Here is a 15,525-nt window from a genome sequence, read left to right as displayed (position 1 = left end):
ATTGAAACAAAGGCCCCCGCTTTGGATCCCTAAATAAACTGCACCTGGACGATCTCATAACCCCTGGCACCACCTGGCGCGTTGACCTCGATGGCGTCGCCGACTTCCTTGCCGATCAGCGCGCGCGCGATTGGCGAGGAGATCGAGATGCGGCCGGACTTCACGTCGGCTTCCTGGTCGCCGACGATCCGGTAGGTCTTCTTTTCCTCTGTGTCCTCGTCGACCAGCACCACGGTGGCGCCGAACTTGACCTTGTCGCCGCTGAGCTTGCTGACATCGATCACTTCGGCGCGCGCGATATAATCTTCAAGCTCGTTGACCCGGCCCTCATTGAGGCTCTGCGCCTCTTTGGCGGCATGGTATTCGGCATTTTCGGAAAGGTCGCCATGCGAGCGCGCCTCGGAGATCGCCTCGATGATGCGCGGCCGCTCCTCCTGCTGGCGCCAGCGCAGCTCTTCCTTCAATGACGCGAACCCCTCGCCTGTCATCGGGACCTTGTTCATGATGCCTGACCTTTCCTGCTGCCACCCCCGCGTTTCGGGGAAAGCCTTGTCGATGGGTACAAAAAGAAAACGGTCCGACAGCCTCGGGCTAACGGAACCGTTTCACCGCAATTTCCCTGAATATAGCAATCTTCGCGGGTTTTTCACGCCCAAAAATCGGTTTTGCAAAAATCATCTACTGCTTTCACAAATGCCGTCGCTGCTTTCGCAAATGCCGTGGCGGCAGATGCGAACCTGTGATGGCCGGCAACAAAAAATCCGGCCGCGATCGCTCGCGGCCGGATTGAGGCGCGCTGGAGCCGAATCAGCTCCGCATGAAATGGTCGATCTGCTCCGACAACATGCCGTATTCGCGCGAACCCTTGCCGGTCCGCTTCTCGATTTCCATCAGCTGCTGCTGGGCACCGGCCAGATCGCCGATCTGCAGATGCGCTTCGCCGAGATATTCGCGCACCAGCGTGTAATTGGGATCGATGCGCAGCGCTTCCTCATAGTAGCCGAGGCCGACGGTGACGCGGCCGGAATGGCGGTGCGAATAGCCGAGATAGTTGAGGATGCGCGGATCCTGCTTGTTGGCGGCGAGGCTGAGCACGGCGATCGCCTCGTCATAGCGCCCGGCCATCGCCAGCGCATGGCCTGCATCATAGATGCTGTCGTCGTCCAGCATGCCTTCCTGGGGTGCGACGCACTTTTTCTTCTTCTTGTCCCAGACCTCCCCCTTTTTGCACTGGGTGACGGTCTGATCGCTGCCACCGCTACTGCCGGCGGCGAACGCCGGAACGGCAAGGAACTGCAGCGCGACAAGGGCAGTCGCCGCCTGGATCAGCATTCTTTTATGCATCGAAGCCTCCTTGAGGGGTGAGAATGCAACATTAACGCCGGACGGCCTGGGTTTCATCCCGAAAAAAAGCAAGCGGGAGAACATCAGGTGACGGATGCTGCAAATCCGCTATCATCCGAGCAAACGACCTGACGGAGACGGCCCGTGCAGCGGCGGCTTGAAAAGGACTGGGAGCTTTCGATCGGCCCCGACACCGTGCGCCTGTTCATCCTCAAGGCCAAGGCACTGAGCGCCGCTGTCAACGAAGACTACGCCGATGGCGCAGAACACGAGGTCGAACTCGATGGCGAGGCCCATGTCAACCACCATCATGACGGCCTTGCCGAGGAAAGTTCCGAAAACCTCACCGAGGAAGAGCTGCGCGAGCTGATCAACGACCTCAATGTCGATGAAGCAGCAGAACTGGTCGCGCTGGCCTGGATCGGTCGCGGCGACTACGACGCCGCCGAATGGGCGGACGCCCTTGCGGCTGCGCGCGAACGCGCCAACAAGCGCACGGCAAAGTATCTGCTTGGCATGCCGCTGCTTGCCGACTGGCTGGAGGAAGGGCTGGAAGCGATCGGCGCGTAACGTCGTGGTTACCGTTCGTGATGCGGCCAAGGCAACCTCCTTGCGGCGGCGCCGTTGAGGGCCATGGGGTCGATTGTCTTTTCCCAAACCTGCAGGATTGCACTGGTCGTAGCCATCGCGGCTGTGCTGGTTACGCCCGCCGACGCGAGACATCGCCATCGGCACCACAAGCCGTTGACACCGCGGGTGGAGCAGCCGCTGACACCGCGGGTCGACCGGCCGCTGAAACCGCGGGGCAGGCATCCGCTGAAACGGCGGGGCGAGCAGCCGGTCGCGTCGGGCCCGACACAGACACAGACACAGCAGAAAACGCTGGATCCGTTGACATCACCTGCCGACGTTCCGGTGCCTCAGCCACGTCCCGCAGACGCGCAGAAGGCCGACGCTTCAAAGAAGGAGGAGCTGAAGACACAAGGTCCAAAGAGCGGCGGAGCGGGCCGGTTCAATGAAGAAAAGTCTCATCGGAAAAAGCAGGCGCGCCCCGAACCATCGGCCGATTCGGGAAGTGAACCGGAGCCGCCGGCTGTAGCGCCGACGCCACCACAAAAGCCTGGGACCGCAGAGCCCGGGGTTGAGCCACCGGCCGTCGCCCCGCAGCCGCCGCAAAAGCCGGCGGATGCAGGTGACGAGAAAATGCTCCCCGACCCGCGCTCGGCCGATCTCCCCGACGGGAAAATGCCCGAAGAGGAAGTCGCTTGCCGCGAGCGACTGAAGACGCTCGGCGTCGAGTTCGAGGAACACAAGGCGGAAAGCAATCCCGAAATCGGCTGCTCGATCCCCTACCCAATCGTCCTGAAGACACTTGGCAAGTCAATCGCCATCGCCCCCGGCACCGAGCTCAATTGCCCGATGGCCGAGGTGGCGGCGCGTTTTGCCGCAAATGTCATCCAGCCGGCGGCGAAAGCCGATTTCGGCGCCGATCTGAAATCGATCGGCCAGGCATCGGCCTTTGTCTGCCGGCCGCGCCACGGCACACGAAAACTGTCGGAACACGCCTTCGGCAACGCGCTCGACATCGCCAGCTTCACGCTGTCGGACGGCAAGAAGGTCGAAGTCGGCCCGACGCCGCCGGAAAAAGACGCGAAATTCCTCAACGCCGTGCGCAAGGCAGCCTGCGGACCGTTCAAGACCGTGCTCGGACCAGGTGCCGACCCCGACCATGCCTTGCATTTCCATCTCGATCTCGAGCCGCGCCGCCATGGCGGCACCTTCTGCCAGTGAGCATGGTCGGCCGAGACCGCGTGCCGCAATTCGGCCGCAGGCATGAACGTGGGCACTGAGTTTTCCTTTACCCTTGATCGTTAAAATGCCGGACATCTGGGAACAGGACTCCGCCAATGGCCGGCAAATTTCGCGCCGTTTTTTCAGCCGCCGCGCGCCGATCGAAACGTGCAGCGATGGTGGCCGCCGGCCTTGCCCTCGCGGCGGTTTCGGCCTGCAACACCGGCAGCGTGATGTCGCTTGAACCGGCTGTCGATGTCGGCTCCCAGACGGCTGCCGTGCCGCAATACACGGGCATGCAGAAGCTTGTTCCCTCCAATCCCTACATGACGACCGCCGCCTATCCGCGCATGGATGAGCCGATGTCGCCGGTCGACCAGATGCCGGCCAGCGAAACCGACTGCCGCCAGCAGCTGAAGCGCCTCGATGTCGCCTACACCGACCTGGCGCCCATCCATGAAGGCCAGTGCGGCATCGATTATCCGGTCAAGGTCTCGGCCATCGGCAGCATCCAGATGAAGCCTGCCGCCACGCTGACTTGCGACATGGCCGCCACCTTCGCCGGCTGGACGAAGAACGAACTCGTTCCCTCCGCCCGCTGGCGCTATTTCTCCGGCGTCAAGACCATCCACCAGGGCTCCAGCTATTCCTGCCGCAACATCGCCGGCGAAGGCGTGCTGTCGGAGCATGGCAAGGGCAACGCGCTCGACGTCATGAGCATCGAACTCAACAATGGCGACGACATCGACGTGCGCAAGCCCGGCCTGTTTGCCTTCCGCACCCGCGGTTTCCTCAACAATGTGCGCGCCGACGGCTGCCAGTATTTCACCACAGTGCTTGGCCCCGGCTACAATTACGACCACCGCAACCACTTCCACTTCGACATCAAGAACCGCAGGAACGGTTATCGCGCCTGCCGCTAGGGCACGATCCCGAAAAGTGGATACCGGCTTCGGAAAAGATCGTGCTCAAACACCGAGATAGAGCCCATCCCGATTCCATCGGCATGGGACAGACTCTAGCAAAAGATCAGGCGGGACCAGCGCCACCGGTGGAAGCGATGATTTGGCGCGCCACCAGATCCTGGATATGCCACAAATTCCTGTCGCGAATACCGCTCTCCTCAAGTTTGCCGACGGTCCGGAACAGATACTGCGCCGACGAGCCCCAATGTCCGGCAGCCCGGGCCAGCGTGTCGGCAACCTGTTCCAACGGCTGCCGGCCGGCGTAGGCCCTGCCGTCTGGCGCGGCGACGAAAGCCAGGGCGATCAGCGGACCCTCCTTGGTCCCGACCTTGATCCAGCGCGGCACGTTGGTTGGCGGGTTCGCATCGATCTCCCGGCGCAGCAATTGGCCGAGCTGTCCGAAATGATCTTCGGCCGGCAGTCTGTAAACAATGCCGTTGCAACTGCCACCACGGTCGAGGGCCAACATCAGGGCCGGCAAATCGCGGGTTCCGCGCCAGCGCGTCAGCTTCAGGCAGAATGAGCGGTGCCACCCTTGCGCCGTGGCCGGGCGCTGTTCGACATGGACGAATTCGGGATTCCAGATTAGCGAACCGTAGGCAAAGACCCACAGCGTTTCGGGTTGGTATTCGACAAGCAGCTGTTCGACAAGGTCATCGAACTCCGCGTCGGTATGTTCGCTGGTTCCAGGCTCTGGACCGGGATCAGGCTCGATACGATCGACCTTGGCGACGAGGTCGGCGGTCAACGCCATCGATCTTTGGCCTGCCGGCTTTCGCTTCATTCCTGCCCCCTCGCAAAAACCATGGCTGACGATAGACCGACTGCGCGCGCCTGGCCATTGATTTCCAGTGTTCGTCAGGCAACAGATACCGCACAGATCGAGCGTCCTTCATGAGCCAGCGAAGTTTTCGGCGACGCGTTGCAATCTGGGTGGCGGCCTTCCTGGCCGCCTATCTGGCGCTCGCCTATTTCGCCGCGCCGGAATTCTGGACATTCCGGGATCGCGGCTTTCGCACCCAGCGCTTCGAGATGGTGACGCACACGCCGCAAGGCATTCCGGGTGATCCGATCAATGTCGGCCTTGTCGGCACGCAAAAGGAGGTCGTCCATGCCTTCGCCGTCGCCGGCTGGGACACGGCCGACGCCGTGACCTTGAAGACCGCGATCGAGATCGGTGAAAGCGTGCTGTTCGACCATCCCTATCCCGATGCGCCGGTCAGCCGGCTGCTGTTCGACGGCCGCGCCCAGGATCTTGCTTTCGAAAAACCGGTGGGAGCCAGCGCCGACCGGCGTCATCATGTCCGCCTTTGGCAGACCGGCGCGACCGGCGATGACGGCCGGCCGCTATGGCTTGGTTCGGCCAGCTTCGATCGCGGCGTGGGGCTGAGCCACGATACCGGCGCCATCACCCATCATATCGGCCCCGACATCGATGCCGAACGCAATTTCCTGATGCGCGATCTGGCCACCGCCGGCACGCTGATCTCGACCAGCGACATGGCCGGCATCGGCGCCACCAGCACCGGGCGCAATGGCGGCGGCGATCCCTATTTCACCGACGGCGAGGCAGTTGTCGGCGTGTTGAAACAACTGCCATGAGATCATTTGCCCAAAAGTGGTTCCGGTTCTGGGACAACGACATGCATCAGAACAAAGACTTAAAAGCGCGACGCCCGGATCCGTTTGAAGGCGACGCGCTTTAGCTATTTTCGAAAACCGCGCCGCAATGCTATTGACCGCTCATGCTGTACGTTGAAATCGCTATCGTGGTCGTCCTCATCTGTGTGAACGGCCTTTTGTCGATGTCCGAGCTCGCCATTGTCTCGTCGCGCCCGGCCAGGCTCAAGGCGATGATCGACCGCGGCGTCAACGGCGCCGGTCGTGCCCTTGAGCTTGGCTCCAATCCCGGCAAATTCCTGTCCTCGGTGCAGATCGGCATCACTTTGGTCGGCGTTCTCTCCGGCGCGTTTTCCGGCGCCACGCTGGGCGACCGGCTGGCCACCTTACTGGCCTCGAACGGCATGCGCGAAAACGTCGCCGATCCGCTTGGCGTCGGCATCGTCGTCGCCATCATCACCTATTTCTCGCTGATCGTTGGCGAGCTGGTGCCCAAGCAGATCGCCTTGCGCGATCCTGAACGCGTGGCCGCGCGGGCGGCCCCGGCAATGACCATCCTTGCCACCGTCTCGGCCCCTCTGGTCTTCCTGCTCGACATTTCCGGCCGCGCCATATTGTGGCTGCTCGGCCAGCGCGGCGAAAGCGAGGAGAAGGTCACCGACGAGGAGATCAAGATGCTGGTCGCCGAGGCCGAGCATCACGGCACCATCGAATCCGACGAGCGGCGCATGATCGCCGGCGTCATGCGGCTTGGCGACCGCGCCGTACGCGCCGTGATGACGCCGCGCACCGAGGTCGACTGGATCAATCTGCAGGCCGACGAGAGCGCCATTCGCAAGCTTTTGATGGAGACCCAGCATTCGCGCCTGCCGGCGGGCGATGGCGGCGTCGATGTCATGGTTGGCGTCGTCCAGACCCGCGACGTGCTGGCAGCACTCCTTGCCGGTCGTGTGCTCGACCCGCGCCGGCATGTGCGCGCCGCGCCCATCGTCTATGATCAGGCCGACGCGCTGGATGTGCTGCAGAAGCTCAAGGAATCCGATGTGCCGATGGCGCTGGTGCATGACGAATATGGCCATTTCGAAGGCATCGTCACCCCGGCCGACATTCTCGAAGCCATCACCGGCGTCTTCCGGGCGGATATCGACGCCGGCGACGAGGAGAATGCCGTCAAGCGCGAGGACGGCTCATGGCTGCTCGCCGGCTACATGCAGGCCGACGAGATGGCCGACATTCTCGGCATCGACCTCCCGGAAAACCGCGACTACGAGACCGTCGCCGGCTATGTGCTGTCACACATGCATCATCTGCCGGCGACCGGCGAATGCGTCGACGCACAGGGCTGGCGCTTCGAAGTGGTCGATCTCGACGGCCGCCGCATCGACAAGCTGATCGCCACCCGCCTGCCCGGCGCGCACCGCGAGGCGGTGCGCTGACGATCAACGCAATGTAGACCATTCGAGGGTCAGCTTTTTGGCCCACCCCGGAAGTTCTGTTTCTCGCGGGATAGTGCATCAGGCTTGGGATTTTCCCCCTAGGTATTTGCGGTACCCGGGGCTAGCATAGGCCCACTGGGAGGTGGGCGATGACTAACGTCTCGATCCGCCGGGCGGACTTTATGATGGTCCTCGCCTATGCTTCGGACCTTGCCACCGGCCATTCTCGCGACTTCGCGCTGAAATCCTGTGTGCTTGCAATGCGGATCGCCGAGCTTGCGGGTGTTTCCGATGAGGTTCGGCGCAATGCCTACCACCAGTCGATGCTGCGCTATGTCGGCTGCAATGCCGACACGGACCTTCTGTCGGCCACCTTCGGTGACGAAATAGCGCTCCGCCAGGATCTTGTCGGTCTCGACATGGGCAATCGTGTGGAACTGGGCAGGGTCTTCGTGCAGGCCTTCAAGCGGTTCTACTACGATCTCGAGCCTGACGCGCAGGCCAAGGCGATCGAGGCCGCGATGTCGCAGGCGCTCGCGGTGGCCCGCCCGGTGCTCACAGCGCATTGCGAGGTCGCGCAGCGGATCGGCGAGCGGCTCGGCCTGTCCGACGAGATCCGGCGCAATCTTGGACAGATCTACGAACGCTGGGACGGCAAAGGCCTGCCGCGTGGGCTGAGTGGTGAGGATGTCCTGCCCGCCGTGCGCCTGATCACATTGGCGCAGGATGCGATTGCGCTCAGCGATGCCCTCGGCATCGACGAGATGGCCGAAACCATCGCCAGCCGCGGCGACGGCCCATACGAAGCGGATCTGGCCCGGCTCGTCTCGGCTAACGCGGCGGTCCTGATGGAGGGCATCGGCGCGACGGTCGACCGCGAGACCATTTTGGCGCTTGAGCCCGATCCGCCGGTGACGCTGGATGAGGGGGCTTGCGATCAAGCGTTCCTGGCCATAGCCGACATGATCGACATGCGCATGCCGTTTACGCAGGGCCATTCGAGGATGGTGTCGGAACTGGCCACGGGTGCGGGGAAACGGATCGGGCTGCCCGACCCTGACGTTCGCGCGCTGCGCTGGTCGGGCTGCATCCATGATATCGGCGAACTGGTGGTGCCGGTGGCGACCTGGATGCGCAACGGCCCGCTGTCTGTCCGCGAGCGCGACGCGGCGCAGTTGCACGCCTATTATGGCGAGCGGGCCCTGGCCTCGTTCGGTCACGAGGGCGATGCGATGGCCGCTCTCGTGCTTCGCCATCACGAACGCCTGGATGGCTCGGGCTATCACCGCAAGGTTGGTGGCTCCGACCTGTCGCCGGCGGCAAGGATCCTGGCCGCTGCCGAAGCCTTCCAGACGTGGCGAGAGGAACGTCCGCACCGCAAGGCGCTGTCCAGCGAGGCGGCGGCGACACAGCTGCGCGCCGCTGTGCGTGACGGTTGTATTTGCCCCGACGCCGCAGAGGCCGTGTTGTCTTTCGCGGGGCAGCAGTCGCGCCGGGTTTTGCCGCGGGCGCTAGCCGGCATGACGCCGCGCGAGATCGAGGTGCTGCGCCTGATCGCCGCCGGGCTCACGGCGAAGGAGGCGGCACGCAAGCTCGATATCTCGCCCAAGACCGCGGACCACCATATCCAGAGCGTCTATTCCAAGATCGGCGTGACCACACGCGCCGCGGCCGCGCTCTATGCGGTCGAGCACGGCCTTATCCGACCGGGCGAAACGCAGGCATAGGGAATCCACCCCATGTGCACCCGCTCCGGGGCGCGCATCGTGATCCTGTCGACGGACCAATGGTGGCCGCGACTGACAAGGAGGAAATCAGATGCTTCTCGCAACGACCAAAGTGGCTGATGTCGACCACTTCATCCGTATCTTTTCGACCAAGGGCGCCGACAAGCGCCGGCTGCACGGCTCGAACGGCGCAACCGTCTTCCGCGACCCCAGCGAGCCCGACCGCGTCTGGGCGATCTTCGACTGGGACGCCGAGGGCTGGAAGAATTTCGTGTCGGATCCGGAGGTGCCCGCGATCCTGCAGGAAGCTGGCCATCTCGGCAAGCCGCAGGCGGCGCTGCTGCTTGGCCACTATGAGGCCTGAGGTCCCGCACTGCGCGCCGTTTGCCGCCCGGCGGCGGCGCGCCCGACGAACCCCCAGATTTGGAGAAATCAAATGGATCCGAAACCCATCAAGATCGGCCTTATCGCCGAACTCACTGGCCCCTTGTCTTTCATGGGCATCGCAAATGCGAACCTCACCACCATGCTGGTCGACGATATCAACGCCAGCGGCGGCTTGCTCGGCCGGCCGCTGGAGCTTGTCATCGAGGATGGCGAAACCATAGACGGCGTCGCCAAGGCAAGAACCGCGAAACTGATAGACGTCGACAAGGTCGATGTGGTCGTCGGCGGCATCTACAGCTCGACCCGCCAGGCCATCAAGAGCGAGGCGGTTACGCGGGGCAGGACGCTCTACATCTACACCGAGCAGTACGAGGGACAGGAAAACGATCCCCTGATCTTCTGCACGGGGCCTGTGCCCGCACAGCAGGTTGAACCGCTGATACCATGGCTCATGAACAGCACCGGCGCGAAAAGGTTTTATTTGCCGTCGGCCGACTACATCTGGCCCCATTTGCTGAACAAGGCCGCGAGCCGGGTGGTGCGCGCCAATGGCGGCGAGATCGTCGGTGAGGAGTATTTTCCGCTGGATACCGTCGATTTCCGGCGGACGGTGCAGCAGATCATGGCGAGCGGCACCGACGTGGTTTTCAACACCATCGTTCCGCCGGGCCTGACACCGTTCCTCGAAGAACTGCACAAGGCCGGTTTCGGCAAACGCGGCGGCAAGATCGTCTGCACCTACTTCGACGAGAACTTCTTCAATCTGGTGCCGTTCGAGCAGATCGAGGGCCTCTACAGCTGCCTCGACTACTACCAGGAACTCGACGATCCGTTCGGTCGCGCGCTCTTGCGCCGCTACAGCGAACGGTTCTCCGGCAGTGCAATGTTGACCGCGGGCAGCGGGTGCACCGGCCACTACCGGGCGATCAGGATGTGGGAAGCGGCGGTGAAGGAGGCCGGCACGGTGGAGCGCGACGCGGTCATCCGGGCGCTCGATCACGCTCGCATAAGCGAGGGACCGGGCGGCCCGGCCGAAATGGTTCCCGGCCAGCACCATGTTCGCATGAACATGTACATCGCGCAGGCGCAGGGCGGTCGATTCCGGGTTGTGAAGAACTTGGGTATGATCGATCCCAACGAGCGCGCGCTTAGCGACGAATTCTAACTAAGCAACGCAGGCTGAATCGGCCTTGGGCGCGGCCGACTATCGCGCGTGCAGGCCAGCGAGCGTCTTGACCAGCCTCATCGTATCGGCCGGGCCCTCGTTGGCCCGTAGCCGATCCGGCACAAGCACGTGGCGGCCTGACGAGCGACCGCCCGTCAGGCCGCCGGCCGGATGTTTTGGTTGACCCGGAAGAGGTTAGTCGGGTCATATTTTTTCTTCAGGGTAGCTAAGCGATCGTAGTTGTCCCCATAGGCCGCCTTGAGTCTTGCATCGCCCTCGTCATCCATCATGAAGTTCGGGTAGGCGCCACCCAGATCGAACGGATGCACCGCCTCCCAATAGGCCTTGGTCCAGCGCGTGACCGGCCCCGCTTTCTGCGGGTTCGGATCGATCCCTGCGATGACCATCGACCATGTCGCATCGCGGCAATTCCAAGCCGTCTCCTCTTTGCCGATGCGTTGGACGGCGCCATCGATTGGATAGAGATGCATGAGCGATAGCTCGCTCGGCGTCTTCGCCGCCTGCTCGAGATGGGCGTCAATCGCCGCGTCAGACAGTGTCTTGACGAAATCGCCCCGCCAATACCACTGCATCCCCTTCGGGTAGAGCCCATCGAACATGCTCTGCACGGCGGGATAGGGCATCGTTCCCATCCAATTGAACCAAGGCGCGGGGAGCGCATCGATGAGCGGGGCTAGCGCCTCTCTACCTCTTTCCTCCGAACCGTTGTAGCAACACATCAGAAGACACATCCGTTTTCCCCAAAACTCTTCGGGGAACGGCGCGCTTGAGAGGATCGTCTTGAGCCCGAGGAAGATCCCGAGTTCCTCGGGTGCGCGCGGCAGGAACTCGCGATAACGCTGCATAATGGTGCGGGCTTGGTCCTGATCCCATGCGATCGGCCCCGCAAAGACCATGTTGACCGGGTGAAGCTGGAACACAAAACTGGTGACGACGCCGAAATTGCCGCCACCGCCGCGAAGTGCCCAGAACAGGTTGGGGTTCCGTTCCTTGCTGGCGGTAATGAAGCTTCCGTCGGCAAGCACGACGTCGGCCTCGATCAGATTGTCGATGGTCAGACCATATTTGCGCGTCAGATAGCCGTGGCCGCCACTCAGCGTCAGTCCAGCGACCCCGGTGGTCGAGATGATGCCCGCCGGTACGGCCAGACCAAAGGCATGGGTGGCGTGGTCGACGTCGCCCTGGGTGCAGCCCGCGCCTACCCGCGCCGTACGGGCATCCGGATCGACGCGCACGCCGTTCATCGCTGACAGGTCGATCACCAGACCGTCGTCGCAGCTCCCTAATCCCGGTCCGTTATGGCCGCCGCCACGTACCGCAACCAGCAAATTGTTGTCGCGGCCGAAATTCACCGCTGCGATCACGTCGGCGACGTCGACACAGCGGGCGATGATCAGCGGCCGCTTGTCGATCATGCCGTTGTAGAGCTTGCGGGCTTCGTCATAGCTGGCGTCGCCGGTGCGGATGACTTCGCCCCGGAGGCTTGCTGCGAATTTGGTGATGTCTTCGTCGTTCATGATATTCCTCCCTACCGAACCTGTCGGCCGATTGATGGACGCTAACCCCATCCCGTGCTCGCGAAAATGTCACATCGTCCAATTCTGTTGCCCGATCGTTCAGAGTAGGAGCGCGCATATGCGCGCTTGCTCATATGGCCATATTGCTGGATAGTTCGGGATGTCTGGCCGAAAAATTCGTCATTAAGGGAGTAGTCGATCGTTTCCGGAGGTGTAGTGCATGGATGTCCTTTCCGATGTGCTCCGAGCCGTTCGTCTCACGGGTGCGATCTATTTCGACGTCGACGCCAGTTCTCCCTGGGTCGGTGAGTCGCCGGGCACGGCCGAGATTGCCGCCGCCATCATGCCAGAAGCGGAGCACATCATTTCGTTTCATGCCGTGATGTCCGGCTCGTGCTGGGCCGCGCTGGGAGACGACTCCGTGCCCCCAGTGCGCTTGAACGCCGGTGATGTCGTGGTCTTCCCCGGTGGTGTTCCGAATGTCTTGAGCTCGTCGCCCGGGGCGCGGGGCGAACCCAACATGGCAATGTATTATCGGCCGATAGACGAGCACCTGCCGTTCGCGGTGATTCATGGTGGTAGAGGAGACGAGCGGACGCGGTTCATTTGCGGGTACCTTGGCTGCGATGCGCGTCCTTTCAATCCCCTCCTCGCCGCGTTGCCGGCCATACTGTGCGCCCGCAAAGCCCGTCGATGGAAGCAGTTGGGTTATCGACCTCTTTCGGCTGGCGCTGGCAGAGGGTGGCAGCGGGCGGGCGGGCGGTGAAACGATCCTCGCCAAGCTGAGCGAGCTGATGTTTGTCGAGATCATCCGCCGTCATCTCGAGACCCTCCCCGACAATTCGCGGGGGTGGCTGTCAGGCCTTCGGGATCCACACGTCGGCGAGGCGCTCCGGCTCATTCACGCACGCCCCAGAGAGGAATGGACTTTGGACCGACTCGCCCGCGAAGTAGGACTCTCGCGCACTGCATTTGCGGGCCGCTTTACCCATTATGTCGAGGTCTCGCCGATGCACTATCTTGCTCGGTGGCGTCTGCAGCTGGCGGGACGCTTGCTCGAACGACCCGATGTGAGCATCGCGCAAGCAGGTGCTGAGGTCGGCTATGAATCGGAAGCCGCCTTCAATCGCGCCTTCAAAAAATTCGTTGGCGTTCCACCTGGTACCTGGCGCAAGGGACGTTCGGCGTTGCTGGAAGCCCAAAGGTTGCCCCCTATCGTCGTCCAATAGGAAAAAATGGCACGGGCGTTCACCTCTCAGTCTGTGTGCCGCGCCAACGTCGCCCCAGAGCTCGAAAGCCCGCTCCTGGCGCAAAGCAGACAAATTCGAGATCGGCTTGCAGGCGACCACACCACTAGGGCATCAGCACAACCTTGCCCGTCGAGCGGCGCTCGTCCAGCAGCCGGTGCGCTTCTCCCGCTTGGTCGAGCGGGAAGCGGCCGCCGATCGCAACGTGCAGCCGGCCGCTCGCCGCCAGCTGGAACAGCTCGGACAGGCTGGCTTTCAGCACGTCGGGGGAGAGCAGCGGCAGCAGCGCGAAACCTCTCAGCGACTGGTTGCGGCCGATCATCGCTTCCAGGTCTGAAGCCCCGAGTGCATAGCGGCCTAGTGCTGCAAACACCAGTTCGCCGCCGGGCGCCAGCGCCTGCAGCGACGCCGCCGTCAGTGCGCCGCCGACGGTGTCGTAGATGATGTCGGCGCCCCCGCCGCCAGTGATGTCGCGGACGCGGGCGGGCCAATCCGGCTTGATATAGTCGACGGCGGCATCGGCGCCGAGCGACAAAGCGAGATCGAGCTTGGCCTTGCCGCCGGCGGCCGCGATCACCTTGCGTGCGCCCTTCAGCCTGGCCAGTTGGACAAGCAACGAACCGACGCCACCCGACGCGGCCGGCACCAGCACCGACTTGCCGTCCGGCGGGCTTTGCCGAAGCAGGTGAAGGGCTGTAAGGCCTTGCACCATCAACGCCGTCGCATCCTCGAACGACAAGGCGTCCGGCAGTGGCACGATCAGATCAGCGTCGATCGTCATCTGCTCGGCATAGCCGCTGTGAGGACGCTGTGACACGAACAGCGGCGCGGCGACGCGGGTTCCCAGCAGCGATGCATCCACCCCGTGTCCAACAGCCTCGACGAAGCCCGCCGCCTCGACGCCGGGGATCATCGGCAGCTGCGGCGTCACCGCGTAGCCATCCCTGCGCATCAGCACTTCGAAGAAATTGATCCCGGCGGCGTGGACGCGAACCAGCACTTCGCCAGCCTGCGGCACCGGCGATGGCAGGTCAACCACCTCAAGCACGTCGGGACCGCCGAAGCGGCTGAGTTGAATGGCTTTCATGGCAAACTCCGATCGCATTGGCATCGGTCACGGTTTGCCACTATCTGCGGAGCCTCGACTACACACTCATTTGTCCCCTGCTGACCAGGAGGTGACCATGGCCAATCTGAGCAAGAGAATGCCCATCAAGAGACTGCCGATGCTGCCGGCGGAACGTGCGCTGAAAGTGATCGCGGGGCGCTGGAAGGCGGTCATTCTCTACCATCTGTTCGATGGCCCGCGACGGCTGTCCGCACTGAAGGCGATGATTTCAGGCATCACCCAGAAAGTGCTGATCCAGCAGCTTCGGGAAATGGAGGAACACGGCCTCGTCAGCCGCGAGATCTTTGCCGAAGTGCCCTCCCGCGTCGAATATTCCGCGACAAGTCTCGGCCTCAGTCTCGAGCCGATCCTGCTGGCGCTCTGCCAATGGGGCCAGCATCACGCCGACGAACTCAACGAGATGGATCGCCTCGCCGATTGCATCATCCGCCCAAGGCCGACGCGGGAGACGCCCGCCTCCCACAATTGAAAAAGGGCGGCGCAAGCGCCGCCCCGAATCCTTGGGAGGATAACTCGAACCGACGGTTAGGCCGCCTTGACTTCCTCGGTGATGGCGTCAGCCTGACGCGCTGCCTTGAGCGCCTTGGCCCACCAGGCGACGTCGTTGACCAGCGCCGTGGCAGCCTGGTTCAGATGCTCGAGGTCTTCGAGCTTCTTCTCGCCCTGGCGGACGGCGAGGAAGTCGCCCCAGGCGATATGGACGGCCGACTTGACCGGCGCCATCTGCAATTCGACCGCGTGCATGCGGAGCTGCTCGACGGCGCGAGCGCCGCCGACGCTGCCATAGCCGACGAAGCCGGCCGGCTTCTTGTTCCATTCGTTGGCGGCGTAGTCGATGGCGTTCTTCAGCACGGCCGTCGGGCCATGATTGTATTCGGCGGCGGTGAAGATGAAGCCGTCATATTCGGCGACCTTCTTCTGCCAGCGCTGTGCAACTTCATTCGTCGACGGCACCCAGGCAGAGGATGCGACCTCGTCGAAGAACGGCAGCGGGAAGTCACGCAGGTCGACGATTTCGACGTTGATGTCGGCATGCGCTTTGGCGATCTTGGCGATCCATTGGGTCGGCACATCGGCGAAACGCGCGGCACGCGTCGAACCGACGATGATGGCGATTTTTAGTTTTGACATGGGGGGGCTCTCCATAAGTAAAGCTGGTATCATTTAGATACCGGC

General features: G+C 62.9%; 17 protein-coding genes. 11 read left to right on the top strand and 6 right to left on the bottom strand.

Features of this window, described 5'->3' with window-relative positions; translation table 11 throughout:
- Positions 1-29: 29 nt before the first annotated feature.
- Together greA and ACFFNA_RS09050 are read right to left on the bottom strand one after the other, a co-directional pair.
- Positions 30-503, bottom strand: a complete 474-nt coding sequence (gene greA / locus ACFFNA_RS09055; protein ID WP_095090920.1) for a transcription elongation factor GreA — start codon at positions 501-503, stop codon at positions 30-32.
- A 304-nt stretch (positions 504-807) separates the two neighbouring features.
- Positions 808-1,344: a tetratricopeptide repeat protein gene (locus ACFFNA_RS09050; RefSeq protein WP_378917518.1), complete on the bottom strand. Its 537-nt coding sequence runs from the start codon at positions 1,342-1,344 to the stop codon at positions 808-810.
- Positions 1,345-1,488: 144 nt separating this feature from the next.
- Between ACFFNA_RS09050 and ACFFNA_RS09045 the strand changes: the two genes are divergently transcribed.
- The 3 genes from ACFFNA_RS09045 to ACFFNA_RS09035 all read left to right on the top strand — a co-directional run bounded on the left by ACFFNA_RS09045 (position 1,489) and on the right by ACFFNA_RS09035 (position 4,058).
- A complete protein-coding gene (locus ACFFNA_RS09045) occupies positions 1,489-1,914 on the top strand; it encodes a DUF3775 domain-containing protein (RefSeq protein WP_378917516.1) in 426 nt (141 codons plus the stop codon).
- Between the two features lie 186 nt (positions 1,915-2,100).
- Positions 2,101-3,135 (top strand): extensin-like domain-containing protein, encoded by a 1,035-nt coding sequence (locus ACFFNA_RS09040; protein WP_378917711.1) that lies wholly within the window; start codon positions 2,101-2,103, stop codon positions 3,133-3,135.
- Between the two features lie 116 nt (positions 3,136-3,251).
- Entirely contained in the window at positions 3,252-4,058 is an 807-nt protein-coding gene (locus ACFFNA_RS09035; RefSeq protein WP_378917514.1) for an extensin-like domain-containing protein, read from the top strand.
- Between the two features lie 106 nt (positions 4,059-4,164).
- On the opposite strand, the gene ACFFNA_RS09030 is transcribed toward ACFFNA_RS09035, so the two are convergent.
- Positions 4,165-4,884, bottom strand: coding sequence for a gamma-glutamylcyclotransferase (locus ACFFNA_RS09030; RefSeq protein ID WP_378917512.1), 720 nt, complete (start codon positions 4,882-4,884; stop codon positions 4,165-4,167).
- A gap of 110 nt (positions 4,885-4,994) precedes the next feature.
- On the opposite strand from ACFFNA_RS09030, the gene ACFFNA_RS09025 reads away from it, so the two are divergent.
- The 5 genes from ACFFNA_RS09025 to ACFFNA_RS09005 all read left to right on the top strand — a co-directional run bounded on the left by ACFFNA_RS09025 (position 4,995) and on the right by ACFFNA_RS09005 (position 10,435).
- Positions 4,995-5,702: an LssY C-terminal domain-containing protein gene (locus ACFFNA_RS09025; RefSeq protein WP_378917511.1), complete on the top strand. Its 708-nt coding sequence runs from the start codon at positions 4,995-4,997 to the stop codon at positions 5,700-5,702.
- A gap of 143 nt (positions 5,703-5,845) precedes the next feature.
- On the top strand, positions 5,846-7,156 hold the full coding sequence (locus ACFFNA_RS09020; RefSeq protein ID WP_378917509.1) for a hemolysin family protein: 1,311 nt from the start codon (positions 5,846-5,848) through the stop codon (positions 7,154-7,156).
- Between the two features lie 149 nt (positions 7,157-7,305).
- On the top strand, positions 7,306-8,883 hold the full coding sequence (locus ACFFNA_RS09015) for an HD domain-containing phosphohydrolase (protein WP_378917507.1): 1,578 nt from the start codon (positions 7,306-7,308) through the stop codon (positions 8,881-8,883).
- 91 nt (positions 8,884-8,974) lie between these two features.
- A complete protein-coding gene (locus ACFFNA_RS09010) occupies positions 8,975-9,247 on the top strand; it encodes a hypothetical protein (RefSeq protein ID WP_378917505.1) in 273 nt (90 codons plus the stop codon).
- 72 nt (positions 9,248-9,319) lie between these two features.
- Positions 9,320-10,435 carry a substrate-binding protein gene (locus ACFFNA_RS09005; RefSeq protein ID WP_378917503.1) on the top strand — a complete coding sequence of 372 codons (1,116 nt, stop codon included), beginning with the start codon at positions 9,320-9,322 and terminating at the stop codon, positions 10,433-10,435.
- A gap of 155 nt (positions 10,436-10,590) precedes the next feature.
- Here the strand turns inward: ACFFNA_RS09005 and ACFFNA_RS09000 are convergent, their stop codons facing one another.
- Positions 10,591-11,973, bottom strand: coding sequence for an FAD-binding oxidoreductase (locus ACFFNA_RS09000; protein ID WP_378917501.1), 1,383 nt, complete (start codon positions 11,971-11,973; stop codon positions 10,591-10,593).
- Between the two features lie 220 nt (positions 11,974-12,193).
- Here ACFFNA_RS09000 and ACFFNA_RS08995 point away from each other — a divergent pair, with 220 nt between their 5' ends.
- The gene (locus tag ACFFNA_RS08995) at positions 12,194-12,739 is read left to right on the top strand and encodes a cupin domain-containing protein (protein WP_378917500.1); all 546 of its coding nucleotides are present in this window, start codon (positions 12,194-12,196) and stop codon (positions 12,737-12,739) included.
- Positions 12,684-13,202: a helix-turn-helix domain-containing protein gene (locus ACFFNA_RS08990; protein ID WP_378917709.1), complete on the top strand. Its 519-nt coding sequence runs from the start codon at positions 12,684-12,686 to the stop codon at positions 13,200-13,202. Before ACFFNA_RS08995 ends, ACFFNA_RS08990 begins: the two co-directional genes overlap by 56 nt.
- Before the next feature lie 124 nt (positions 13,203-13,326).
- Here ACFFNA_RS08990 and ACFFNA_RS08985 read toward each other — a convergent pair whose 3' ends face one another.
- A complete protein-coding gene (locus ACFFNA_RS08985; protein WP_378917498.1) occupies positions 13,327-14,307 on the bottom strand; it encodes a quinone oxidoreductase family protein in 981 nt (326 codons plus the stop codon).
- Positions 14,308-14,404: 97 nt separating this feature from the next.
- Between ACFFNA_RS08985 and ACFFNA_RS08980 the strand changes: the two genes are divergently transcribed.
- On the top strand, positions 14,405-14,818 hold the full coding sequence (locus ACFFNA_RS08980) for a winged helix-turn-helix transcriptional regulator (protein WP_378917496.1): 414 nt from the start codon (positions 14,405-14,407) through the stop codon (positions 14,816-14,818).
- A gap of 56 nt (positions 14,819-14,874) precedes the next feature.
- Here ACFFNA_RS08980 and ACFFNA_RS08975 read toward each other — a convergent pair whose 3' ends face one another.
- The gene (locus ACFFNA_RS08975) at positions 14,875-15,480 is read right to left on the bottom strand and encodes an NADPH-dependent FMN reductase (RefSeq protein WP_378917494.1); all 606 of its coding nucleotides are present in this window, start codon (positions 15,478-15,480) and stop codon (positions 14,875-14,877) included.
- Between the last annotated feature and the right edge of the window lie 45 nt (positions 15,481-15,525).

The organism is Mesorhizobium kowhaii, from assembly GCF_042431665.1.
GTDB lineage: Bacteria > Pseudomonadota > Alphaproteobacteria > Rhizobiales > Rhizobiaceae > Mesorhizobium > Mesorhizobium kowhaii.
The sequence above is the reverse complement of the archived record's forward strand: the minus strand, read 5'-3'. Positions and strand labels throughout refer to the sequence as shown.

Excerpts from the sequence above, each read along its gene's own strand:
- ACFFNA_RS09010 (WP_378917505.1), top strand. The coding sequence starts at position 8,975 with ATGCTTCTCGCAACGACCAAAGTGGCTGATGTCGACCACTTCATCCGT.
- ACFFNA_RS08995 (WP_378917500.1), top strand. The coding sequence starts at position 12,194 with ATGGATGTCCTTTCCGATGTGCTCCGAGCCGTTCGTCTCACGGGTGCG.
- ACFFNA_RS09050 (WP_378917518.1), bottom strand. The coding sequence starts at position 1,344 with ATGCATAAAAGAATGCTGATCCAGGCGGCGACTGCCCTTGTCGCGCTG.
- ACFFNA_RS08985 (WP_378917498.1), bottom strand. The coding sequence starts at position 14,307 with ATGAAAGCCATTCAACTCAGCCGCTTCGGCGGTCCCGACGTGCTTGAG.
- greA (WP_095090920.1), bottom strand. The coding sequence starts at position 503 with ATGAACAAGGTCCCGATGACAGGCGAGGGGTTCGCGTCATTGAAGGAA.
- ACFFNA_RS09005 (WP_378917503.1), top strand. The coding sequence starts at position 9,320 with ATGGATCCGAAACCCATCAAGATCGGCCTTATCGCCGAACTCACTGGC.
- ACFFNA_RS09020 (WP_378917509.1), top strand. The coding sequence starts at position 5,846 with ATGCTGTACGTTGAAATCGCTATCGTGGTCGTCCTCATCTGTGTGAAC.
- ACFFNA_RS08975 (WP_378917494.1), bottom strand. The coding sequence starts at position 15,480 with ATGTCAAAACTAAAAATCGCCATCATCGTCGGTTCGACGCGTGCCGCG.
- ACFFNA_RS09035 (WP_378917514.1), top strand. The coding sequence starts at position 3,252 with ATGGCCGGCAAATTTCGCGCCGTTTTTTCAGCCGCCGCGCGCCGATCG.
- ACFFNA_RS08980 (WP_378917496.1), top strand. The coding sequence starts at position 14,405 with ATGGCCAATCTGAGCAAGAGAATGCCCATCAAGAGACTGCCGATGCTG.
- ACFFNA_RS09025 (WP_378917511.1), top strand. The coding sequence starts at position 4,995 with ATGAGCCAGCGAAGTTTTCGGCGACGCGTTGCAATCTGGGTGGCGGCC.
- ACFFNA_RS09000 (WP_378917501.1), bottom strand. The coding sequence starts at position 11,973 with ATGAACGACGAAGACATCACCAAATTCGCAGCAAGCCTCCGGGGCGAA.
- ACFFNA_RS09030 (WP_378917512.1), bottom strand. The coding sequence starts at position 4,884 with ATGAAGCGAAAGCCGGCAGGCCAAAGATCGATGGCGTTGACCGCCGAC.
- ACFFNA_RS09015 (WP_378917507.1), top strand. The coding sequence starts at position 7,306 with ATGACTAACGTCTCGATCCGCCGGGCGGACTTTATGATGGTCCTCGCC.